The organism is Enterobacter sp. SM3, assembly GCF_009811935.2.
In the GTDB taxonomy this organism is placed as follows: domain Bacteria; phylum Pseudomonadota; class Gammaproteobacteria; order Enterobacterales; family Enterobacteriaceae; genus Enterobacter; species Enterobacter asburiae_D.
This window is the reverse complement of the sequence record NZ_CP099971.1, coordinates 1,633,295-1,655,406: the sequence shown is the minus strand read 5'-3', so window position 1 is coordinate 1,655,406 and position 22,112 is coordinate 1,633,295. Positions and strand designations below refer to the sequence as shown.

The window sequence follows — 22,112 nt, the reverse complement described above, 5'->3', positions numbered from 1 at the left end:
ATGGAACTGACAACACGCACGCTGCCTGAACGCAAACACATTGCTCTGGTGGCGCACGATCACTGTAAACAAATGCTGCTTAACTGGGTTCGCCGCCATCAGTCTTCGCTGGAGAAGCACGCCCTGTCGGCGACCGGCACAACCGGTAACCTGATCCAGCGCGAAACGGGTCTGCAGGTGAATGCCATGCTGAGCGGCCCGATGGGCGGCGATCAGCAGGTCGGCGCGCAGATTTCCGAAGGGAAAATTGATGTCCTGATTTTCTTCTGGGATCCGCTGAACGCGGTTCCGCACGATCCGGATGTTAAAGCGCTGCTGCGCCTGGCGACGGTATGGAATATTCCGGTGGCGACGAACCTCTCCACGGCGGATTTCATCATCGAATCACCGCAGTTTAACTCGCCGGTTGATATCCTTATTCCGGACTATCAGCGTTATCTTTCCGACAGACTGAAGTAGCTTTTCTGCCGGGTGGCGGCTACGCCTTGCCCGGCCTACGAAATCTTGCCTGACATCGTTATGGTTTACGCGCCACCGGCACATCAATACTCTTCAGGATATCGACAAACACGGATGGCTCCTCTTTATTGAACAACAGCCACACGCGATGCCGAGCGCGGGTGATGGCCACATACAGCAAACGCCGCTCTTCGGCATCCGGGAAGTCTTCCGGCACCGGCAGTAAGGCCTCTTCCATTACCGACTCGCGGGCCGGGGCCGGGAAACCGTCGCTACCCTCTTTCAGCCCCACCACAATCACATAATCGGCCTGCTGCCCTTTGCTGGCATGAATGGTCATAAATTCAAGCTGCAGTTTCGGCCAGCGGGTGGCGGCTTTTTCCAGCGCCGCGGGTTTAAGGTGATGGTAGCGCGCCAGCACCAGAATACGTTCATCGGGCTTTGCATAGCCGCTGAGCTTGTCCAGCAGCGGTTCCAGCTGGTCATCCGCCAGCAGGGTGACCGCTTTTTTATCTCCTGGGCGCAGGCTGTTGAGTGGCTTTGCCAGCTGATGCGGGTTCTGCTGGATAAAGCGGTTGGCGATCTCACCAATGCGTGAATTGAAGCGGTAGGTGGTGTCCAGATCGCTGCGGTCTCCTTCGCCAAAATAGTGGTGGAACGCGGTCGTCAGGGAGAGTTGCGCCCCGCTGAAGCGATAGATGGCCTGCCAGTCATCCCCCACCGCAAACAGCGACGTATGTTTATTTTGCTCCCGTAGCGCCGAGAGCAGGGCAGCACGCTGCGGCGAGATGTCCTGGAACTCATCCACCAGAATATGTTTCCACGGGCTGACAAAACGTCCCTTCTCAAGAATGATGATGGCCTGATGGATCAAACCGGAGAAATCAACGGCGTTTTCCTCTTTCAGCGCGGTTTTCCAGGCTTTCAGCATTGGAGCCATCAGCTTGACCCGCTTCGAAAACAGATCGCGGATCGCCTCCGGCGCGCTTTCAATCATCTCTGCCTGCGATCCACCGTGCATTCGCATCAGGCTGACCCAGCGGTCAAGTCGCGAACCCAGCCGACGCGCCAGCTTATCGTCCTGCCAGAAGCTGCCCTCTGGCACCTCCCAGTTGAGCTCCTCCTCCAGCCACTGACGCCATCCTTTCGCCTGCGCTTTTTTCTCACTGCACTGCTGGCGCCACGTTTTGATGAACAGCGCCTGACGCGCCTGCGCGTCGTTTTCCAGCTTACTGATAGCAGGCACTTTTTTACTGCCCTGCTGAATAATATGCAGCGCAAGGGCATGGAAGGTTCTGGCCGTGATGTCCCGGGTGTGCAGACGCTCCTGGATACGTTCGTCCATCTCCTGGGCAGCCTTGCGGCCAAAGGCCAGAAGCAGAATTTGATCGGCGACCGCTTCCCCGGTCGTCAGCAGCCAGCCGGCACGCGCCACCAGCACCGACGTTTTACCGCTACCGGCCCCCGCCAGCACCAGCAGCGACTGCTCGCCGTTAACTACCGCGCGCGCCTGGGCCGGGTTGAGCGGTGAAGATTCTACCGTACTGAAAAAGTCGGCGTATTGGGTGAGCATGGCGTCCGTCCACGCCTGGTTATGGGCAAGACGGCTTTTATCCTTATCATTCAGCCAGGCCTGACACTGGCGCCAGGCGTCCCGACAGTTGTCAAACTCGTCGAGACGCGTCACGGAGAGCGGCAGCGCCGAGAGTGCCTGTCGGATCTTTTCCTGCAGCCCGGCGGTCTGCTGACGGGTCAGCCACGCGTGTTGCGCGTTGCTTTGCGCGATATCGTCCAGCACCTGCTGGAGCACCTGGGCGGCAATCACGCTCATATCCTGGCTCCACTGCTGCCAGAGCGCGTTCAGGTGATGATGGAAACGCTGGGTTTCCGCCCACTCGGTGCCGTGAAGACGCACGACTTTATCGTCAGGCAGAACGAACTCCAGCTCGCCCCACACCAGCCCGCGTTTGCAGTGGATAGCCAGAAGCTGGTTAAACGGAATAAGGTATTCGTGGCGTTCCCCGGAGACTTTCACCCCGGCATTAAGGAGAACAACCCTGTCGTAAGGGTGTTGCGCCAGGCGTTTGCCTAACGACGTTGCTTTCAGTTCCATGTTCCGCCAAATCCACGAAGAGATAATTTACCTGACAGTTTAACTGCCAGTTTTAAGGTGCTCCAGCCTAAAAAAACGTTACAATCATTGGGCGTTAATTTTATCGAAAGGAAGTGAGGGTTTATGCGTACCGTTCTGAATGTGTTGAATTTTGTGCTGGGCGGTTTTGCCACCACCCTTTCCTGGCTTTTTGCCACGCTGGTGAGCATCGTCCTGATTTTCACGCTTCCCCTGACCCGTTCCTGCTGGGAAATCACAAAACTCTCCTTAATCCCCTACGGGAATGAAGCCATCCACGTTGACGAGCTGAATCCGGAGAGCAAAAACGCCCTGATGAATACGGGCGGAACCCTGCTGAACATTCTGTGGCTGATTTTCTTCGGCTGGTGGCTGTGCATCATGCATATTTTTGCCGGTATTGCACAGTGCATCACGATTATTGGCATTCCGGTGGGGATCGCGAACTTTAAGATCGCCGCCATCGCCCTTTGGCCCGTCGGCCGCAGGGTTGTTCCGGTAGAAGTGGCCCAGGCGGCGCGTGAAGCAAACGCTCGTCGTCGTTTTCAGTAAATAAGGACCGGCCGCGTTTATGCTAAGCCCACTGCTTCGCCGTTATACCTGGAACAGCACCTGGCTATACAACGTCAGGATATTTATCGCGCTTTGCGGCACGGTTGCCCTGCCCTGGTGGCTGAATGATGTCAAGCTCACCATTCCACTCACGCTGGGGGTGGTGGCCGGGGCGCTGGCGGACCTGGACGATCGGCTGGCCGGGCGTTTACGTAACCTGGTCATTACGCTTGTCTGCTTTTTCATTGCGTCAGCGTCCGTTGAGCTGCTTTTCCCGTGGCCCTGGCTGTTTGCCCTGGGCCTTACGCTCTCAACCAGCGGGTTTATTTTGCTGGGCGGCCTCGGACAGCGCTATGCCACCATCGCTTTTGGTGCATTGCTGATCGCCATCTACACCATGCTGGGCGTTTCCCTGTACGACCAGTGGTACCAGCAGCCGGTTCTGCTGTTGCTGGGCGCCATCTGGTATAACCTGCTGACGCTAACCGGTCATCTGATCTTCCCGGTTCGCCCTCTGCAGGATAACCTTGCCCGCAGCTTTGAGCAGCTAGCCCACTATCTGGAACTGAAATCCCGGCTGTTCGACCCGGATATCGAGGAAGAAAGCCAGGCTCCGCTCTACGATCTGGCGCTGGCAAACGGCCAGCTGGTCGCCACCCTTAACCAGACAAAAGCCTCTCTGCTTACCCGTCTGCGCGGCGATCGCGGCCAGCGCGGAACCCGAAGGACCTTACACTACTATTTTGCCGCCCAGGATATTCATGAACGCGCCAGCTCTTCACACGTTCAGTATGCTGCCCTGCGCGAGAAGTTCCGCTACAGCGACGTCATGTTCCGCTTCCAGCGCCTGCTGTCCATGCAGTCCCAGGCGTGCCAGCAGCTCTCACGCTCCATTCTGCTGCGCACGCCCTATCAGCATGATCCCCGCTTTGAACGCGTATTCAGCCACCTTGATGCGGCGCTCGACCGCGTTCAGGCCAGCGGAACGTCACCGGAGCACATCAAAGCGCTGGGCTTTCTGCTGAACAACCTGCGGGCGATTGATGCTCAACTGGCGACAATTGAGTCCGAACAGGCGATGGCGCTGCCGGGCAGTGAGGTGGAAAACCAGCTTGCTGATGACAGCGTGCACAGCGTTAGCGATATGTGGCTACGGCTGAGCCGCAACTTTACGCCGGAGTCAGCTCTCTTTCGCCACGCGGTGAGAATGTCGCTGGTGCTGTGCGTGGGTTATGCCTTTATTCAGATAACCGGGCTGCACCACGGCTACTGGATCCTGCTGACCAGCCTGTTCGTCTGCCAGCCGAACTATAACGCCACCCGACACCGCCTTGCGCTGCGTATTATCGGCACGCTGGTTGGCGTCGCGATCGGCCTTCCGGTGCTCTATTTTGTGCCCTCCATTGAAGGTCAACTGATTCTGATCGTGATCACCGGCGTGCTGTTCTTTGCGTTTCGCAACGTGCAGTATGCTCACGCCACCATGTTCATCACGCTGCTGGTGCTGCTCTGCTTTAACCTGCTGGGTGAAGGGTTTGAAGTCGCCCTGCCCCGCGTGATCGATACCCTGATTGGCTGCGCGATTGCCTGGGCCGCGGTCAGCTTTATCTGGCCGGACTGGCGTTTCCGCAATTTGCCGCGCGTGGTAGACAGGGCGATGAACGCCAACTGTCGATACCTTGACGCTATCCTGGAGCAGTACCACCAGGGGCGCGATAACCGCCTGGCTTACCGGATAGCACGTCGCGACGCGCACAACAGTGATGCAGAACTGGCCTCCGTTGTCTCTAACATGTCTACGGAGCCTCGCGCCACGGCGGAGATCCGTGAGACCGCGTTCCGCCTGCTCTGCCTGAACCATACGTTCACCAGCTATATTTCGACGCTGGGTGCCCACCGTGAGAAACTCACCAACCCGGGTATTCTCAACCTGCTCGATGACGCCGTCTGCTATGTTGATGATGCGCTTCATCACCGTCCAGCCGATGAGCCCCGCGTTCAACAGGCACTGGATGAACTGGCTCAACGCATTGCGCATCTTGACCCAGGAAACGACAGCAAAGCGCCGCTGGTTCTTCAGCAGATAGGCCTGCTTATCGCTCTGCTGCCTGAAATTTGCCGGCTGCAACAGCAAATCGCTACCTGGAGGAGTGATTCTCCTGTGGCTCAGGCAGCGCATTAAACCACTCCGTCAGCTCCCGGCGAATGCCAGCCGGGAGTGCCGCCTCATGCAGCCCTTCGATTGCCCCTTCCAGCGCAAAGAGAACTTTAATACTGAGCGCTTTGTTTTTTGCCCGCATCTTTAGCCAGCTCGCTCTGGCACCCAGCTCCCGCAGCGTTTCCTCGTTGGTAATGCCTGCTTCAAAGAGCAAGACTTCAAGCTGAAAGGTCAGGTTTGGCAGATCCTTGAGTCGGTTTCGCTGATGGCGTTGATAGCGTTCTTTTCTTGCCGCACTGAGCGCAAACGAGGAGAGCTGAAGCAACCGCTCCCTGTCCTGCCATAATCCGTCATCCACACGATAATAGTTGAGCAGCACCGGGCGGCCTCGCTTCATCAACGTCAAAAATGAAGAGGCATTCTTTACACAGTATTTCGCACTCTCCTCACAGGCGCGAAGATAAAGCTCGCCATCGGACACCATGGCAAAAACCGCATCATCCACCGCCAGGGTGTAGCCTCCAAACAGCGCGCGATGATGTATCTCGCCCAACGGGGAGAGGTATTCCTGGGATTTATAAATCCGTTCATAAGATATCTTTTTCATGATATTTCCCTTAAAAATCATAACGTAACAACGAAATTTCTTACTAGCGGATCCGTTAGCAGGAAAATAGGCAACTTATCGCCGTTGAGCAAGATGATTTTACGAGGGGCATCAAGATTGAATGAATTTTGCGAGTCGCTTTCCGAAAATGAGGTTGATCTTTATGCATTCAGGGGTTACTGTATATCCATACAGTAACTACAGGGCTGGAATGAATATGCACACTTCAGGCTATGCAAATCGCTCAACTTCTCTCTCTTCTACCGCAGGCAATGTCGCGCAGAATTCCGTCGAGCGTGTTTCCACGGGGCTTATCAGTGAAGTGGTTTATCGTGAAGACCAGCCCCTGTTGACGCAACTTCTGCTGTTGCCATTATTGCAACAGCTTGGTCAGCAATCACGCTGGCAGCTTTGGCTCACCCCTCAGCAAAAACTGAGCCGTGAGTGGGTTCAGTCCGCAGGCCTTCCGCTCACCAAGGTCATGCAAATTAATCAGCTCTCGCCGTGCGATACCGTGGAGTCGATGATCCGCGCGTTACGCACCGGAAATTACAGCGTGGTGATTGGATGGTTACCGGAAGAATTGACGGAAGAGGAACATTTCCGTCTGACAGAAGCAGCTGAAGAAGGGAATGCGATCGGGTTCATTATGCGTCCGGTTCGATCGGATTCTTACCGCAGAGGACAACTTTCTGGGCTAAAAATTCACTCGAATTTGTATCATTGAGTGAAATTAAGATTTTTCCTGGAATTTTTTTTGACTACAAGATGGCATTAAAGTTCCCTGACTGAAAATTGCGGCAAGGCTTGTCTGGTGCGGTTCTCCTTAATTTTATTGCACAAAATTCGTTCGAAAAATGTTAAATAATCGGTATACGGAACTTTTTTTTTCATATGCCTGACGGACTTCACACTTGTAAGTTTTCAGCTACGTTGTAGACTTTACATCGCCAGGGGTGCTCGGCCTAAGCCGAAGATATCGGTAGATTTATATTTGACCACGCCCCCCGGTGAAGGATTTAACCGTGATTCTCTCCTGAGACTTTCATGGCGAATTTTGGATGATAACGAGGCGCAAAAAATGAAAAAGACAGCTATCGCGATTGCAGTGGCACTGGCTGGCTTCGCTACCGTAGCGCAGGCCGCTCCGAAAGATAATACCTGGTATGCAGGTGGTAAACTGGGCTGGTCTCAGTTCCACGACACCGGCTGGTACAACAGCAGCCTGAACAATGATGGCCCAACTCACGAGAGCCAGCTTGGTGCAGGTGCGTTCGGTGGCTATCAGGTTAACCCGTATGTTGGTTTTGAAATGGGTTACGACTGGTTAGGTCGTATGCCATACAAAGGCGACACCATCAACGGCGCTTTCAAAGCACAGGGCGTTCAGCTGACCGCTAAACTGGGCTACCCAATCACTGACGATCTGGACGTGTACACCCGTCTGGGCGGCATGGTATGGCGCGCAGACTCCAGCAACAACATCTCTGGTGACAACCATGACACCGGTGTTTCCCCAGTATTCGCTGGTGGCGTTGAGTGGGCTATGACCCGTGACATCGCTACCCGTCTGGAATACCAGTGGGTTAACAACATCGGCGACGGCAACACCGTTGGTGTTCGTCCAGACAACGGCATGCTGAGCGTAGGTGTTTCCTACCGTTTCGGCCAGCAGGAAGAAGCAGCACCAGTTGTTGCTCCAGCGCCAGCTCCAGCTCCAGAAGTACAGACCAAGCACTTCACTCTGAAGTCTGACGTTCTGTTCAACTTCAACAAAGCGACTCTGAAACCAGAAGGCCAGCAGGCACTGGATCAGCTGTACACCCAGCTGAGCAACCTGGATCCTAAAGACGGTTCTGTAGTGGTTCTGGGCTTCACCGACCGTATCGGTTCTGACGCTTACAACCAGAAACTGTCTGAGAAACGTGCTCAGTCTGTTGTTGATTACCTGATCTCTAAAGGTATCCCAGCTAACAAGATCTCCCCACGTGGTATGGGCGAATCTAACCCAGTTACTGGCAACACCTGTGACAACGTGAAAGCTCGCGCTGCACTGATCGACTGCCTGGCTCCAGATCGTCGCGTAGAGATCGAAGTTAAAGGCATCAAAGACGTTGTAACTCAGCCAGCGGCATAAGTTATCGTCTTATAAAAAAACCCCGCCATGCGGGGTTTTTTATTGTCTGCAGAAAAGAAAAATCTACTTTTTACCCAACAGAGCCTGAAGGTCGTTCTTCAGCGTCGACATCTGATTGGCGTACTTCTCTTTATGTTCGGCATCCTCAATCAGCTGCACGATGGTTTCCGAAAGCGTTTTGCCCCGTCGTTGTGCCAGCCCGGCCAGGCGTTGCCAGACAACGAACTCCAGGTCGATTGATTTTTTGCGAGTGTGTTGATGCTCAGCATTAAAGTGCCGTTTGCGTCGCGCGCGGATAGTTTGCTTCATCCGGTTTAACAACGCGGGATTGATGTGTTTCTCAATCCAGCTGTTAACCTGTACCGGTTCATTTTCGAGGGTCAGCAAAATATCCACGGCTTCTTGCGCAGCGCTGGCTTCGATGTAGCAGGTGATCAGCTCCCCTTCACGGTGCTTTTTGACCAGGTACTTCCATTTCCAGCCGCTTTCGAGATTTTCCAGTTGTTGATATTTCATTGCGATCTCAGTGTTACCACGTAACTCTGTTCAGAATATCAGTTTTTTAGCAATCTGCTGAAAAGAAATCATATCCTGTGAGTGAATGCAGCCAATCGCCCTGTCGAAATACCCAATCCTGCTTGGGTACAGCCCCCCGCTTACGGTATACTCCACGCTTTTACATCTGACTAAAAAACATCAACTTTGACCATTACGAAACTTGCATGGCGTGACCTTGTTCCGGATACCGAAAGTTACCAGGAACTGTTTGCACAGCCCGAACTCGCAAAAGAACACGAATTCATCCTTAGCGATACGCAGCCTCGTTTGCATTATGCGCTGGAGCAGGTGTTAAGCCCATGGGCAACAGCGCCCTTCATGCTGCTCAAGGCCCCGGAAGAAGCGGAGTACCTGACGCTGCTCGGAGATGCCGTACGTCAGCTGAAGCCGGAAGCGAACGCAGTTTTTGGTGGCCAGTATCGTATTGCGGGACATGATGTCACTTTCGAACTGGCGACGCAGGCCGATGGTCGTTTTGCCGCTAAGGGTGAAGTGATTACCGCGAACTGGGCCGAGGCGGAACAGCTCTTTGGTTGTCTGCGCCAGTTTAACGGTGAACTTTCGCTGCAGCCGGGGCTGGTACATCGCGCAAATGGCGGTGTTCTCATCATCTCACTGCGTACCCTTCTCTCGCAGCCGCTGCTGTGGATGCGTCTGAAAACCATCGTGCACCAGCAGCGTTTCGACTGGGTGGGCTACGATGAGTCTCGTCCTCTGCCTGTCTCCGTTCCGTCTATGCCGCTGTCGCTAACCGTCGTGCTGACGGGCGACCGTGAATCGCTGGCGGACTTCCAGGAAATGGAGCCGGAACTCGCTGAGCAGGCGGTGTATAGCGAATACGAAGACAACATCCAGATTGCTGATGCCGACGATATGGCACAGTGGTGCCAGTGGGTGATGGCCGTTGCTGAACGTTTTGCGCTACCAACCCCTGCGGCTGACGCGTGGCCGGGCTTAATCCGCGAAGCGGTGCGCTACACCGGTGATCAGGAAACGCTGCCGCTTTGCCCGCTCTGGATCGGTAAACAGCTGCGTGAAGTGGGTGCTATCAGCGGTGACGGAGCGTTCACCGGTGAACAGCTCACTCAGATGCTGGCTCAGCGTGAGTGGCGAGAAGGCTACCTTGCCGACCGTATGCAGGATGAAATTCTGCTGGAACAAATTCTGGTGGAGACCGAAGGCGAACGCATCGGGCAGATCAACGCCCTGTCGGTGATTGAATTTCCCGGCCATCCGCGCGCATTTGGGGAACCGTCCCGTATCAGCTGCGTTGTCCACATTGGCGATGGCGAGTTCACCGATATCGAACGGAAAGCCGAGCTGGGCGGCAACATTCACGCGAAAGGCATGATGATCATGCAGGCGTTTTTGATGTCAGAGCTGCAGCTTGAGCAACAGATCCCCTTCTCCGCCTCGCTGACGTTTGAGCAGTCCTACAGCGAAGTGGATGGCGACAGCGCCTCTATGGCCGAGCTGTGTGCCCTAATCAGCGCCCTGGCGGAAGTGCCCATCAATCAGAACATCGCGATCACCGGTTCGGTGGACCAGTTTGGTCGTGCCCAGCCAGTGGGAGGCCTCAACGAAAAGATTGAAGGCTTCTTCTCTATCTGTCAGCAGCGCGGTTTAAACGGCAAACAGGGTGTGATTATTCCTGCTCCCAACGCACGCCATTTGAGCCTCAGTCAGGACATTCTGGATGCGGTTGAGCAAGAGCAGTTCACCATCTGGGCCATCGAAGGGATTGAGGATGCGCTAACCTTACTGACAAATCTGGTTTGGGATGGCGAAGGGCAAACCACCCTGATGCAGACCATCCAGGAGCGCATTGCTCAGGCGACGCAGCAGGATGCTCGTCATCGTTATCCATGGCCGTTACGCTGGCTGGGCTGGTTTAGTTCGAACTGATCGGACTTGTTCAGCGTACACGTGTTAGCTATCCTGCGTCCTTCACTAAAATAAGGCTTACTGAGAACATGGTAGATAAACGCGAATCCTATACAAAAGAAGATCTTCTTGCCTCTGGTCGCGGCGAACTGTTTGGCGCAAAAGGCCCACAGTTACCGGCCCCTAACATGCTGATGATGGACCGTGTCGTGAAAATGACCGAAACCGGCGGCAACTTCGATAAGGGTTACGTAGAAGCAGAACTCGATATCAACCCGGACCTGTGGTTCTTCGGTTGCCACTTTATTGGCGATCCGGTAATGCCTGGCTGTCTGGGCCTGGATGCCATGTGGCAGCTGGTTGGTTTCTATCTGGGCTGGCTGGGCGGCGAAGGTAAAGGCCGCGCGCTGGGCGTGGGCGAAGTCAAATTCACTGGCCAGGTTCTGCCTACAGCGAAGAAAGTGACCTATCGTATTCACTTCAAGCGCATCGTTAACCGCCGCCTGATTATGGGCCTGGCAGATGGCGAAGTGCTGGTAGACGGCCGTCTGATCTATAGCGCAAGCGACCTGAAAGTTGGCCTGTTCCAGGACACTTCCGCGTTCTGATTGTGCTTTTCGCACCTCCAGAAAGGCGAAACCTCCGCATTGCGGAGGTTTCTTTTTTGAAAGAGACGTTATCAGGCTATGAGTGCCCTGTCGCCGATGGCTTCTCGCCAGCCTCCAAGCCATTGTGACCTTTGATTTATCGTCTGATAAGGACACATTTCTTTAGAACGTCCAGCGATGCCAGCCTGATAACCACGTTGATGAGCCCGTTCCAGGCGATCTCGTTTCTGTCTCTTCATGCCTCGTTTCCCTCATTCTTTTGTCTGGTGGAAAGAAAACAGTGTCTGCACTAAATGCACAGGCACAGATAACGAATACCCCGAATTAGTCGCAGCGTCAATGTTCAAAATTCATACGGGTGTCATATTTGTGAGCTACCTGGAAGTTCATTTGTACAAAAATTGTGACGTGGCACAAGTAACAAACTGAAGAGAAAACGAAAAAAAACCGCAATCAGCAACGGGCCAACTGCGGTTTTTGATGATGAATTTTACTTATGGCAGCCGGGAAATTTCTCTCGCGATGCTGGCCGACTCCTGTGCCCAACCCTGAGCCAGGACTTTCACCATTTCGTCATAGCCATCTTTCTGCTGCTTCAGTTCCAGATGGAAAGGACGCTTAATCAGTTGCCCCTGATGGTTCAGCAACCACTCCCCGCTGATCACCACCGCACCGTCGTAACGGCCGTGGAAGCCCGTTACCGTGACGTTCAGCGTATCCTGGTCGTTACCCAGCGGCTGCGACGCGACAACCCAACCGGGAAGCTGGCTGCCGAGATTGGCCACCAGCGTGTTGCGCAGCTGCTGATCGAGCGGGCTGGCCCACAGGTTGTTCGTCGCAATCACGTATTTAACGTCGCTGGTCTGATAGACCACCCCGTTTCCTGCCAGATAATCCGGCACCGCAACCTGCTCAACCCACAGCTGACGGTTTCCCTGGCTGGCTGTGCTTTGCCCACCGCTGTGGGTAGCCACAGGCAGCTGATAGTAGCTTTTATTATCTACCCCTGAACTGCACGCCGTTAACAGCAGAGCGCCAACCATCAATAGCCACTTTTTCATTCTTTTGCCCTCTTCGGCTCAGGATCCTTTTTATCTTTCGCTTCGAACACCAGCGCATTGCTCTTCTCGTTGAGCGTTTTCAGCACCGGCTGCAGTTCACGTAAGACCTGATCAAGACGCTGCATATCTGCCACCATCTTATTGTAGGCCGCAGAGCCCGGCTGGAAGCCCTGCATACTGCGGTTCAGCTCACGCAGCGTTTTCTGCATGTCCTGCGGCAGCTGCTGCATACTCTGGCTGGCAGTGATCTTATTGATATTATCCAGCGTGGTCTGCAGGCGTTGCATTGTCGCCTGGCTTTGATGCAATGAACCTGTCGCCGCTTCAATCATCGGATTCAGCGGCAGATTGTTGATCTTATCCAGCGTCTCCATCAGGCGCTGCTGGATCTGAGCCAGACCGCTGCTCACCGTTGGGATGATCTTATAGCCACCAAATTCACGAATACCGGTAATCGGCGGTGCTTTCGGGTAGAAGTCCATATCCACATACAGCGCACCGGTCACCAGGTTACCCGTCTTCAGCGACCCGCGCAGACCGCGTTCCATCAGTTGACTGATATGGGTGGCAATATCCTGATTCTCGCCAATCTGGTTGATCAGGCGTTCGGGTTCAATACGAATCAGCACCGGTATACGGTAATCATCATCCAGCACCTGCTGCAGGCCAGGCACAAAGAACGGCACTTGTCCAACCGTACCGAGGCGAATGCCGCGGAACTCAACAGGCGCCCCCGGCTGCAGACCGCGGACGGAATCTTTGAAGAACATCAGGAAGTCAACGTGATCGGTGTAGAGCGCATCCTGAATGCTTTTTTGATCGTCGAACAGGCGGAAAGCGGTGTTCTCCGCCACCGGCTGCCCGAGGTCAAGCCCTTCCGGCACGTCAAAACTCACGCCGCCGCCAAAGAGGGTTGTCAGCGAGCCCATTTCAACGCGCATGCCTGCCGAGGTCAGATCCACCGCGATGCCACTGTCCTTCCAGAAGCGAACGTTACTGGTGACCAGACGATCGTTAGGCGCATTGATGAACAGCTGATAGCTGATGGCTCTTTTCTGAGGATCGAACGTACTTTTCTCCACCGACCCCACGCGGTAGCCGCGGAACAGTACCGGGTCACCCGCCGTAAGCTGGCCCGCTTTTTTGCTGTCGAGGATCACGCGTATACCCTTGGCATCAGGCGGCGCAAGTGGCGGTGAATCCAGAAGCTGGTATTGCGCCGGCTGGTTGCCTTTTGCGCCCGGCTGCAGTTCGATGTAAGCCCCTGAGAGCAGCGTCCCTAAGCCGCTGATCCCTTCGCGCCCCACCTGCGGTTTAACCACCCAGAAAACGGAATCGCCATGCAGCAGTTTTTCCATGCCGGCATTAAGGCGCGCCTTAATCTCCACATGGGTTAAATCGTCGGTCAGGGTTGCGCTTTCGACCACGCCCACGTCCACGCTACGGCTTTTGATGGTCGTTTTACCGCCCTCAATCCCCTCGGCATTGGTGGTTATCAGCGTGACTTCCGGTCCCTGATGGCTGTAATGATAAAACAGGATCCATGCACCGATCAGCGCGGTCACGATGGGGAAAATCCACACCGGAGACCAGTTTTTGACCTTCTGCACTTTCGCCTCTCCACTCTTATTTTCCATGCTCTTACTCTTCCTCATGGCTTGATTCAGGCTCACGATCCCACGATAAACGAGGGTCGAAGGTCATGGCCGCAAACATGGTCATAATCACAACCAGTGCAAACATTAAAGCCCCCATCGCGGGATAAATACTCATCAAACCGCCCATCCGCACCAGCGCAGAGAGAACGGCGATGACAAACACGTCAATCATTGACCAGCGTCCGACAAACTCGACCACTTCATAAATCAGGTGCATGCGCTCGCTGTCGCGTTTCCCATGACCTTTCGCATCCCAGCAAAGCCAGGCGATAGCGATCATTTTTAAGGTTGGCACCATAATACTGGCGATAAAGATGACGCCAGCAACCGGATAAGAACCTTCACCCCAGAGCAATATCACCCCGGCCAGGATCGTGGAGGGCATTTTGTCGCCGAGCAAATCGGTGATCATGATCGGCAGAATATTGGCGGGCAGATACAGCATGATGGACGTGACCAGCAGCGCCATCGTCCACTGCAGGCTATTTTTACGGCGTACGTGACCTTTCGTTTCGCAGCGTGGACAAACGTCGAGATCGGCGGGCAGCACGGCGGTGCAGCATGGGCAAGAACGCAGCCCCTGACGAATACCGGGCACGCCGACCTTCACCGTCTGCGCAAGCGTCGGTGCCGGGGCGATATCATCCCACGCCCAGCGTCTGTCCACGCATTGAAATGCCCGCAGCTGCAGGACACAGTAAAGGCACCACGGAATAAAGCTGCTGCCGATCCCCACATCGCCGTACGCCATCAGCTTCACGAAGCTGACCAGAATGCCCGCCAGAAAGATTTCGGCCATGCCCCAGCTTTTAAGCTGAAAAAGGATACGCGCAAGCCGGATTTTCAGGGATATCGGCATCCTGACGCGGTTCACCAGCAAAAGGATGACGACCAGGCACAACGCCGGGACTATCTGGACAAACAGGAGAAAAAAGGTGCCGAGGCTGGCGTAATCTTCCGAGAACATCACGCCCGGGATTTCAAGCAAATCCACCTGGCTGGTTATCCCCCCCACCTTCATATAGATGAAGGGGAAGAGATTGGAGAGCAGCAGCATGAACAGTGCTGCCAGAGCGTAAGCAGTGGGACGCTGCCGCGGCGCGTCCCACTCGGTTGTCAACGTCGCACCGCAACGTGGACACAGGGCTTTATCTCCGTGACCAAGCTCTGGCAACGCCACGAGCATATCGCATTGCGAGCATAAAATATGCCTGTCGGCATGGTGCTGGTCACACATATGTTATCCCTGTTTATGCGCCGTTCTTCAGAGACTCAAGGTACTCCCAGCGCTCAAATGCTTCTTCCAGGGCTTTTTCAGCCGCGGACAGTTCGGACAGTACTTTCTGAGTATAGTCATGCGATTGGCTAAAGAATGACGCATCAGCAACCTGTTTTTGCAGATCCTCAAGCGCGGCCTCCAGTTCTTCCAGACGCTGAGGTAGCCCCTCCAGTTCGCGCTGCAGGTTATAACTCAGTTTAGCCGAGGTTTTCTTGACAGTTTCTGCTTTTGTTACAGCAGGTTCAGAACTTGTTTTGGACTTTGACTGTTTCTGCGCCAGAGACTGCGATTGCTGCCCTTTTGCGTCGTGATAACCGCCTACGTATTGTCCAATTCGCCCTTCACCTTCGAAGATCCAGCATTCGGTCACGGTGTTATCAACGAACTGACGATCGTGGCTGACCAGCATCACGGTGCCCTGATAACCGTCGATCAGCTCTTCGAGCAGTTCCAGCGTTTCGACATCCAGGTCGTTCGTTGGTTCATCGAGAATCAACAGGTTACTTGGTTTCAGGAACAAACGCGCCAGCAGAAGACGATTACGCTCTCCGCCAGATAGCGCACGCACCGGGGTCATTGCACGTTTCGGATGGAACAGGAAGTCCTGCAGATAGCCCAGCACGTGGCGCGGTTTACCGTTAACCATCACCTCTTGCTTACCTTCAGCAAGGTTATCCATTACCGTTCTGTCTGGATCCAGCTCTGCACGGTGCTGGTCAAAATAGGCGACTTCCAGCTTAGTCCCGCAGTGAACACGGCCGCTGTCAGCCTGCAGCTGACCGAGCATCAGCTTGAGCAGCGTGGTTTTACCACAGCCGTTCGGGCCAATGAGGGCAATTTTATCGCCACGCTGCACCTGAGCGGAGAAGTCTTTCACCAGAACTTTTCCATCAACCTGGTAATCGACATTTTCCATTTCAAAGACAATCTTACCGGAGCGGGATGCCTCTTCGACCTGCATCTTCGCACTTCCCATCACTTCACGGCGAGCGCTACGCTCGTTACGCATCGCCTTCAGGGCACGCACGCGGCCTTCGTTACGGGTACGGCGGGCTTTGATACCCTGACGGATCCAGACCTCTTCCTGTGCCAGCTTGCGGTCAAACTCCGCATTTTGCAGCTCTTCCACGCGCAGGTTTTCTTCTTTTTCCAGCAGATAGGTATCGTAGTCGCCAGGATAGGTGACCAGCTTGCCGCGATCGAGATCGACAATACGCGTCGCCATGTTGCGGATAAACGAACGGTCGTGTGAGATGAAAATAATGGTGCCGTTAAAGGTCTTCAGGAACCCTTCCAGCCAGTCAATCGCTTCGATATCCAGGTGGTTGGTCGGTTCATCCAGCAACAGCACCTTCGGGCCGCTGACCAGCGCGCGGCCGAGCGCCGCTTTACGCAGCCAGCCGCCGGAGAGCGCCGACAGCTCCATATCCGCATCCAGACCTAACTGATCCAGCACTTCGGTGATACGGCTTTCAAGCTGCCACAGACCGTGATGATCCAGAAGCTCCTGCAGGCGTGCCATCTCATTGAGATTTTTTTCACTTGGGTCGGTCATCACCAGATGTGAAATTTCGTGATAGCCCTTCAGGTATTCAGCCTGCTCAGAAATCCCTTCTGCAACGAAATCATAAACGGTACCCGCCACGTTACGAGGAGGGTCCTGCTGCAGACGGGAAACAATCAGATCCTGTTCGTAAACAATGCGCCCGTCATCCAGGCCCTGTTCACGGTTGAGGATTTTCATCAGCGTGGATTTACCCGCGCCGTTACGGCCTACAAGACAGACGCGTTCGTTGTCTTCAATATGCAGTTCAGTATCATCGAGAAGTGGCGCATCGCTAAAAGAGAGCCACGCGCCGTGCATGCTAATTAATGACATTTATTTTTCCTTTCAGACCGCGGTAATCAACCAGCAGTTATGAATTTGACGGTTGCGGGCAAAGTCCTGAGACAGCGTTTTTTGGCTGATTTCTTGTGCTTTCAGTCCCAGGGCTGCTAAACCGTCATGATCCATACGGAAGCCGCGTTTGTTGTTCGAGAACATAATGGTACCGCCCTTGCGCAGCAGGCGCTTCAGGTCGGTCATCAGGCGCAGGTGATCGCGCTGTACGTCAAAGCTGTCTTCCATACGCTTGGAGTTGGAGAAGGTCGGCGGATCGATAAAGATCAGATCGAACTGCTCGTCGGTATCACGCAGCCAGCCCAGCACGTCGGCCTGCATCAGGCGATGCTGACGTCCGGTTAAACCGTTAAGTCGCAGGTTGCGCTCCGCCCATTCCAGATAGGTGCGGGACATATCCACCGTGGTGGTGCTCCGCGCGCCGCCCAGACCCGCATGCACGCTCGCGCTGCCGGTATAGGAGAACAGGTTGAGGAAATCTTTGCCCTTGCTCATCTGGCCCAGCATGCGACGGGCGATACGGTGGTCAAGGAACAGACCGGTATCCAGATAGTCGGTCAGGTTTACCCACAGGCGGGCGTTGTACTCGCCCACTTCGATAAAATCGCCCTTCTCATTCATCTTCTGGTACTGGTTTTTCCCTTTCTGGCGCTCACGGGTTTTCAGCACCAGCTTGTTCGGCGTGATGCCGAGCACGGCGATGGTCGCCGCAATGACGTCCAGCATGCGCTGACGCGCTTTTTGCGCATCGACGGTTTTCGGTGGCGCATATTCCTGAATCACCACCCAGTCCGCGTAGCGGTCAACCGCCACGTTGTACTCCGGCAGGTCGGCGTCGTACAGGCGGTAGCATTCAATCCCTTCCTGCTTCGCCCACTTCTCATATTTCTTCAGGTTTTTGCGCAGGCGGTTGGCGTAATCTTCCGCCACGGCGGATGGCTTGCTGTCCGCCGCTTTCTCCGCCAGATGGTAGTTTTTCTGCACGCAGTCCAGCGGGCCATTTTTCGCCTTAAACTGGCGATCGGCACGCAGCTGGAGACAGCTCAGCAGCTCCGGCGAGGCGCTAAACAGAGACAGGTTCCAGCCGCCGAAGTAGTCCTTCATATTGCGGCCCAGCAGGCTGTGCAGGGCAATCAGCGCCGGCTCGCTGTCCAGACGCTCGCCGTATGGCGGGTTGCTGATCACGGTACCGTACGGGCCTTTTGGCAGTGGGTTAGTCAGGTTCGCCACATCTTTCACCTCGAAGGTGACCAGCTCGCCGATACCGCCGCGACGGGCGTTGCTGCGTGCGCGTTCAATGACGCGCGGGTCGCTGTCCGAGCCGTAGAAGTGGGAGGTGTACTCTGCCAGACCTTTGCGCGCGCGGGTCTGCGCGTCGTCTTTAACCTCTTTCCAGATCGCTTCGTCGTGCTGCGCCCAGCCTTTAAAGCCCCAGTGGCCGCGATGCAGGCCCGGCGCGCGGTCGGTTGCCAGCATAGCCGCTTCAATCAGCAGCGTACCGGAACCACACATCGGATCGAGCAGCGGCGTGCCCGGCTGCCAGCCGGAGCGCATGACGATGGCGGCAGCCAGCGTTTCTTTAATTGGCGCCATACCGGTACGATCGCGGTAGCCGCGCAGGTGCAGGCCCGCGCCGCTCAGATCGAGAGAAATACTCGCCGTGTCGCCGTTCAGCCAGACGTTAATACGCAGATCCGGATTTTCGCGATCGACGTTCGGGCGTTCCTTATTTTTACGCGTGAAGCAGTCCACAATGGCGTCTTTTACGCGCAGGGCACCGTACTGGCTGTTGCGGATCTCGTCGTTCACGCCGTTGAAATGCACCGCAAAGGTGGCATTTGGCGTGAAGATCTCTGTCCAGTCGATCATCTGTACGCCGGTATAGAGGTCCAGGTCGCTATAGACCTTGCACTCCTTCATCGGCAGCATGATGCGCGACGCCAGACGGCTCCACATCAGGCTCTGGTAAATAAGCCGCGTGTCGCCCTCAAAATGGACACCACCCTGAACCACCTGGCACTCTTGTGCGCCCAGGCTTTCCAGTTCAGTTTTTAACAGCTCTTCCAGCCCACGGGCCGTACTGGCAAACAGAGAATTCATATCGTCACTTTTACTCTTAGAAAATTGTCGCGCATTATAGCTAATATGGCGTGTATGTCATAAAGTTGAAGGCTTATTTTCATTTGTGGGAGTGTGCAGTGGCGACGTTATCCAGGCTTTTTATCCATCCGGTGAAATCCATGCGCGGCATCGGCGTCTCTCACGCGCTGGCCGACATGAGCGGATTCGCCTTCGATCGTATTTTTATGGTCACCGAGCCTGACGGCACGTTCATTACCGCACGCCAGTTCCCGCAGATGGTTCGCTTTACCCCTTCCCCGCTTCATGACGGTTTGCACCTGACCGCGCCGGACGGCTCCAGCGCGGTCATTCGCTTTGCTGATTTTGCGCCTGTCGATGCGCCAACGGAAGTGTGGGGCAATCATTTTACCGCGCGCATCGCCCCGGATGAAATTAACCGCTGGCTGAGCGCTTTCTTCTCCCGCGACGTACAGTTGCGCTGGGTTGGGCCTGAACCGACGCGTCGCGTGAAGCGCCATGACGCCGTTCCCCTCTCCTTCGCCGATGGCTTCCCGTTCCTGCTGACCAACGAAGCTTCGCTGCGCGATTTACAAAACCGCTGCAAAGCGAGCGTTCAGATGGAACAGTTCCGTCCGAACCTGGTGGTGACGGGGGTCGACGCCTGGGACGAAGATACCTGGAAGGTGATCCGCATCGGCAACGTCATCTTTGATGTCGTTAAACCCTGCAGCCGCTGCATTTTCACCACGGTGAGTCCAGAGAAAGGCCAGAAGCACCCTTCCGGTGAACCGCTGAAGACGCTGCAGTCGTTCCGCACCGCGCAGGACAGCGGCGATGTGGATTTCGGCCAGAACCTGATCCCGCGCTCCAGCGGCGCAATCCGCGTCGGTGATGAGGTAGAGATCCTTGCCCGCGGGCCTGCAAGAGTGTACGGCTCAGGTCAGGAAGAAGAAATGGTCGACGTTGTGACGAATGTTGCCTCGGCGGTAGATATTCACTGGCAGGGCAACGTCATCCGTGGCAACAACCAGCAGGTATTACTGGAGCAACTGGAGCAGGCAGGTATTCGCGTACCCTATTCCTGTCGCGCAGGCATTTGCGGATGCTGCCGCATCAAGCTGGTGGATGGAGAGGTCAGTGCGCTGAAAAAATCGGCAATTGGAAATGACGGCACAATTCTGTGCTGTAGCTGCATACCGAAAACGTCCGTACAGCTGGAAGCTTAAACCGCCTGTTCGAGGCTGAAGGAATCGACGCGCAGCTGCGGCTTCAGCCTGTCGTTCATCACTTTAATGGCATCGCCAAGCTGCATCGTCCGCCCGGCAATGGTTACGCCGGGCTGTGCCAGCAGGCAGAGCGCAGCATTTTCGCCAGGCTCAACCACCAGCAGGCTCACCTCTTCTGCGGTATCGCTCAGATTGACGCTGGCCGCATCACCCGTTGCCGGGGTCCAGCTCATACCGTGCGCAAGAAAATGCCAGCTTTTTGGCATTTGCGGTTTCAGGAAGCGGATAGCCACCAGCGCATTTAATACCAGCTCGGCGCGCTGCTCTTTCGAGAGCACCAGATCGCGGCATTTTTCTTCAAAAGAGAAATAAAGCGCCGCATCGTCAACGCAAAAGCCCGACGGGGAAAACGCGTCCGGGGTTAACATTCGGCGGGCAAAACGAGAACGAAACAACATGCCATTGGCTAAGTCGAGCATCATTCGGTCATGCTCGTCGCAAAAATACCAGCGCCAGTTATCGTCAGGTTTAATTCGCATGTGTCTCTCCCGTCCCCAAACGTCCTGTACTAAAATTGTCCTGATCGCCGCTTCGTTTATAACACCATTAATAAAAGACTATAATGTCTAAATAAGCAACAGTGACGGAATATAAAACAACCAGGGCTGGAAATAAAGCCCTGGTTGTCTGATTAAGAGAAAAGATTAGATATGAGTAACGATTTCTTTAATCAGCGGTGGTCCTTTAAAAATAAAGCCGGAATAGATTTGCACCAGTGACGCACCCGCCGCCATCTTCTCGCGTGCAGCTATCACTGAGTCAATGCCGCCGACGCCAATAATCGGCAGACGCCCTTTTAATTCCGCAGACAGGGCGCGAATAATTTCGGTGCTTTTTAATTGTACCGGACGTCCACTTAACCCACCCGCTTCGTCACAGTTTTTCATTCCCTGCACGAGGGAGCGATCGAGGGTGGTATTGGTTGCAATCACACCATCAATATTATGGCGAACTAAACTGTCGGCAACCTGGATCAATTCTTCGGCAGAAAGATCCGGGGCGATCTTAACCGCGACCGGAACATATTTATGGTGGATCGTCTGGAGTTCATTTTGCTTATTTTTAATGGCACTCAGAAGATCGTCAAGCGCTTCGCCATATTGTAAGGAACGCAGCCCCGGGGTATTGGGTGAAGAAATATTCACCGCAATATAACCGGCATAGGCGTAGACTTTTTCCATACAAATCAGATAGTCATCTTTACCCTGCTCTACCGGCGTGTCTTTATTTTTGCCGATATTAATGCCTAATATCCCGTCAAAATGGGCTTTTTTTACGTTCTCCACCAGGTGATCAACACCGAGGTTATTAAAGCCCATGCGGTTGATCAGCCCTTCGGCTTCAACCAGGCGGAACAAGCGCGGCTTGTCATTTCCCGGCTGCGGGCGCGGTGTGACGGTACCGATTTCAATGGAGCCAAAGCCCATCGCGCCCAGGGCATCAATGCACTCGCCATTTTTGTCCAGACCCGCCGCCAGACCCAGCGGATTTTTAAAGGTCAGACCCATGCACTGCACAGGTTTTTCCGGCACATTCTGACGCACCAGAGCGGCCAGAGGCGTTCCGGTAATACGACGTAATTGCTGGAATGTAAATTCATGAGCGCGCTCAGGGTCGAGCTGGAAAAGGGCTTTACGAACGAAGGGGTAGTACATGAACTCTCCTGGATTCCCGGTGTGCAAACCGGGAGGGGATTATGGGCGATCCGCGCGCGAAAGGGAATTGACCTGCGGCAAAAAACCAGCGTAAAAC

At 54.8% G+C, this 22,112-nt stretch carries 19 protein-coding genes; 8 read left to right on the top strand and 11 right to left on the bottom strand.

Features of this window, described 5'->3' with window-relative positions; all coding sequences use genetic code 11:
• A complete protein-coding gene (mgsA, locus tag GVO84_RS07620; protein WP_023311034.1) occupies positions 1-459 on the top strand; it encodes a methylglyoxal synthase in 459 nt (152 codons plus the stop codon).
• 58 nt (positions 460-517) lie between these two features.
• Here mgsA and helD read toward each other — a convergent pair whose 3' ends face one another.
• Positions 518-2,572: a DNA helicase IV gene (gene helD / locus GVO84_RS07615; protein ID WP_159513791.1), complete on the bottom strand. Its 2,055-nt coding sequence runs from the start codon at positions 2,570-2,572 to the stop codon at positions 518-520.
• Positions 2,573-2,695: 123 nt separating this feature from the next.
• Between helD and GVO84_RS07610 the strand changes: the two genes are divergently transcribed.
• Positions 2,696-3,142, top strand: coding sequence for a YccF domain-containing protein (locus GVO84_RS07610; RefSeq protein WP_023311032.1), 447 nt, complete (start codon positions 2,696-2,698; stop codon positions 3,140-3,142).
• Positions 3,143-3,161: 19 nt separating this feature from the next.
• Complete coding sequence (gene yccS, locus GVO84_RS07605; protein ID WP_159513790.1) at positions 3,162-5,324, top strand: YccS family putative transporter; 2,163 nt, start codon at positions 3,162-3,164, stop codon at positions 5,322-5,324.
• Here the strand turns inward: yccS and GVO84_RS07600 are convergent.
• Complete coding sequence (locus GVO84_RS07600; protein ID WP_121425763.1) at positions 5,281-5,907, bottom strand: TfoX/Sxy family DNA transformation protein; 627 nt, start codon at positions 5,905-5,907, stop codon at positions 5,281-5,283. The genes yccS and GVO84_RS07600 overlap by 44 nt on opposite strands.
• A 217-nt stretch (positions 5,908-6,124) precedes the next feature.
• Here GVO84_RS07600 and sulA point away from each other — a divergent pair, with 217 nt between their 5' ends.
• Positions 6,125-6,634: an SOS-induced cell division inhibitor SulA gene (gene sulA, locus GVO84_RS07595; RefSeq protein WP_121425762.1), complete on the top strand. Its 510-nt coding sequence runs from the start codon at positions 6,125-6,127 to the stop codon at positions 6,632-6,634.
• Positions 6,635-6,988: 354 nt separating this feature from the next.
• Positions 6,989-8,044: a porin OmpA gene (ompA, locus tag GVO84_RS07590; RefSeq protein WP_023311028.1), complete on the top strand. Its 1,056-nt coding sequence runs from the start codon at positions 6,989-6,991 to the stop codon at positions 8,042-8,044.
• 63 nt (positions 8,045-8,107) lie between these two features.
• Here the strand turns inward: ompA and matP are convergent, their stop codons facing one another.
• A complete protein-coding gene (gene matP, locus GVO84_RS07585) occupies positions 8,108-8,560 on the bottom strand; it encodes a macrodomain Ter protein MatP (protein WP_063143983.1) in 453 nt (150 codons plus the stop codon).
• Between the two features lie 186 nt (positions 8,561-8,746).
• Between matP and GVO84_RS07580 the strand changes: the two genes are divergently transcribed.
• A complete protein-coding gene (locus GVO84_RS07580; protein ID WP_159513789.1) occupies positions 8,747-10,507 on the top strand; it encodes an AAA family ATPase in 1,761 nt (586 codons plus the stop codon).
• Between the two features lie 68 nt (positions 10,508-10,575).
• A complete protein-coding gene (gene fabA, locus GVO84_RS07575; protein ID WP_008499931.1) occupies positions 10,576-11,094 on the top strand; it encodes a 3-hydroxyacyl-[acyl-carrier-protein] dehydratase FabA in 519 nt (172 codons plus the stop codon).
• A 71-nt stretch (positions 11,095-11,165) separates the two neighbouring features.
• Here the strand turns inward: fabA and rmf are convergent, their stop codons facing one another.
• The 6 genes from rmf to rlmKL all read right to left on the bottom strand — a co-directional run bounded on the left by rmf (position 11,166) and on the right by rlmKL (position 19,092).
• Entirely contained in the window at positions 11,166-11,333 is a 168-nt protein-coding gene (gene rmf / locus GVO84_RS07570; protein WP_013097261.1) for a ribosome modulation factor, read from the bottom strand.
• Positions 11,334-11,588: 255 nt separating this feature from the next.
• The gene (gene pqiC / locus GVO84_RS07565; RefSeq protein WP_024907767.1) at positions 11,589-12,155 is read right to left on the bottom strand and encodes a membrane integrity-associated transporter subunit PqiC; all 567 of its coding nucleotides are present in this window, start codon (positions 12,153-12,155) and stop codon (positions 11,589-11,591) included.
• Positions 12,152-13,792, bottom strand: coding sequence for an intermembrane transport protein PqiB (gene pqiB / locus GVO84_RS07560; protein WP_121425760.1), 1,641 nt, complete (start codon positions 13,790-13,792; stop codon positions 12,152-12,154). The genes pqiC and pqiB overlap by 4 nt, the downstream gene beginning before the upstream one ends.
• Positions 13,793-13,796: 4 nt before the next feature.
• On the bottom strand, positions 13,797-15,050 hold the full coding sequence (pqiA, locus tag GVO84_RS07555; RefSeq protein ID WP_121425759.1) for a membrane integrity-associated transporter subunit PqiA: 1,254 nt from the start codon (positions 15,048-15,050) through the stop codon (positions 13,797-13,799).
• A gap of 13 nt (positions 15,051-15,063) precedes the next feature.
• Positions 15,064-16,971, bottom strand: a complete 1,908-nt coding sequence (locus GVO84_RS07550) for an ABC transporter ATP-binding protein (protein WP_148242617.1) — start codon at positions 16,969-16,971, stop codon at positions 15,064-15,066.
• A gap of 12 nt (positions 16,972-16,983) precedes the next feature.
• Positions 16,984-19,092 (bottom strand): bifunctional 23S rRNA (guanine(2069)-N(7))-methyltransferase RlmK/23S rRNA (guanine(2445)-N(2))-methyltransferase RlmL, encoded by a 2,109-nt coding sequence (rlmKL, locus tag GVO84_RS07545; protein WP_159513788.1) that lies wholly within the window; start codon positions 19,090-19,092, stop codon positions 16,984-16,986.
• Positions 19,093-19,190: 98 nt separating this feature from the next.
• Between rlmKL and GVO84_RS07540 the strand changes: the two genes are divergently transcribed.
• A complete protein-coding gene (locus tag GVO84_RS07540; protein WP_159513787.1) occupies positions 19,191-20,300 on the top strand; it encodes a YcbX family protein in 1,110 nt (369 codons plus the stop codon).
• Here GVO84_RS07540 and zapC read toward each other — a convergent pair.
• On the bottom strand, positions 20,297-20,839 hold the full coding sequence (zapC, locus tag GVO84_RS07535; RefSeq protein ID WP_023311020.1) for a cell division protein ZapC: 543 nt from the start codon (positions 20,837-20,839) through the stop codon (positions 20,297-20,299). The genes GVO84_RS07540 and zapC overlap by 4 nt on opposite strands.
• Positions 20,840-21,004: 165 nt before the next feature.
• Positions 21,005-22,015 (bottom strand): quinone-dependent dihydroorotate dehydrogenase, encoded by a 1,011-nt coding sequence (pyrD, locus tag GVO84_RS07530; protein ID WP_032638810.1) that lies wholly within the window; start codon positions 22,013-22,015, stop codon positions 21,005-21,007.
• Positions 22,016-22,112: the final 97 nt, after the last annotated feature.

Coding starts and splice junctions, on each gene's coding strand:
- pqiC (WP_024907767.1), bottom strand. CDS start 12,155: ATGAAAAAGTGGCTATTGATGGTTGGCGCTCTGCTGTTAACGGCGTGC.
- mgsA (WP_023311034.1), top strand. CDS start 1: ATGGAACTGACAACACGCACGCTGCCTGAACGCAAACACATTGCTCTG.
- fabA (WP_008499931.1), top strand. CDS start 10,576: ATGGTAGATAAACGCGAATCCTATACAAAAGAAGATCTTCTTGCCTCT.
- GVO84_RS07550 (WP_148242617.1), bottom strand. CDS start 16,971: ATGTCATTAATTAGCATGCACGGCGCGTGGCTCTCTTTTAGCGATGCG.
- sulA (WP_121425762.1), top strand. CDS start 6,125: ATGCACACTTCAGGCTATGCAAATCGCTCAACTTCTCTCTCTTCTACC.
- zapC (WP_023311020.1), bottom strand. CDS start 20,839: ATGCGAATTAAACCTGACGATAACTGGCGCTGGTATTTTTGCGACGAG.
- yccS (WP_159513790.1), top strand. CDS start 3,162: ATGCTAAGCCCACTGCTTCGCCGTTATACCTGGAACAGCACCTGGCTA.
- rlmKL (WP_159513788.1), bottom strand. CDS start 19,092: ATGAATTCTCTGTTTGCCAGTACGGCCCGTGGGCTGGAAGAGCTGTTA.
- pqiB (WP_121425760.1), bottom strand. CDS start 13,792: ATGGAAAATAAGAGTGGAGAGGCGAAAGTGCAGAAGGTCAAAAACTGG.
- pqiA (WP_121425759.1), bottom strand. CDS start 15,050: ATGTGTGACCAGCACCATGCCGACAGGCATATTTTATGCTCGCAATGC.
- ompA (WP_023311028.1), top strand. CDS start 6,989: ATGAAAAAGACAGCTATCGCGATTGCAGTGGCACTGGCTGGCTTCGCT.
- GVO84_RS07600 (WP_121425763.1), bottom strand. CDS start 5,907: ATGAAAAAGATATCTTATGAACGGATTTATAAATCCCAGGAATACCTC.
- matP (WP_063143983.1), bottom strand. CDS start 8,560: ATGAAATATCAACAACTGGAAAATCTCGAAAGCGGCTGGAAATGGAAG.
- helD (WP_159513791.1), bottom strand. CDS start 2,572: ATGGAACTGAAAGCAACGTCGTTAGGCAAACGCCTGGCGCAACACCCT.
- rmf (WP_013097261.1), bottom strand. CDS start 11,333: ATGAAGAGACAGAAACGAGATCGCCTGGAACGGGCTCATCAACGTGGT.
- pyrD (WP_032638810.1), bottom strand. CDS start 22,015: ATGTACTACCCCTTCGTTCGTAAAGCCCTTTTCCAGCTCGACCCTGAG.
- GVO84_RS07610 (WP_023311032.1), top strand. CDS start 2,696: ATGCGTACCGTTCTGAATGTGTTGAATTTTGTGCTGGGCGGTTTTGCC.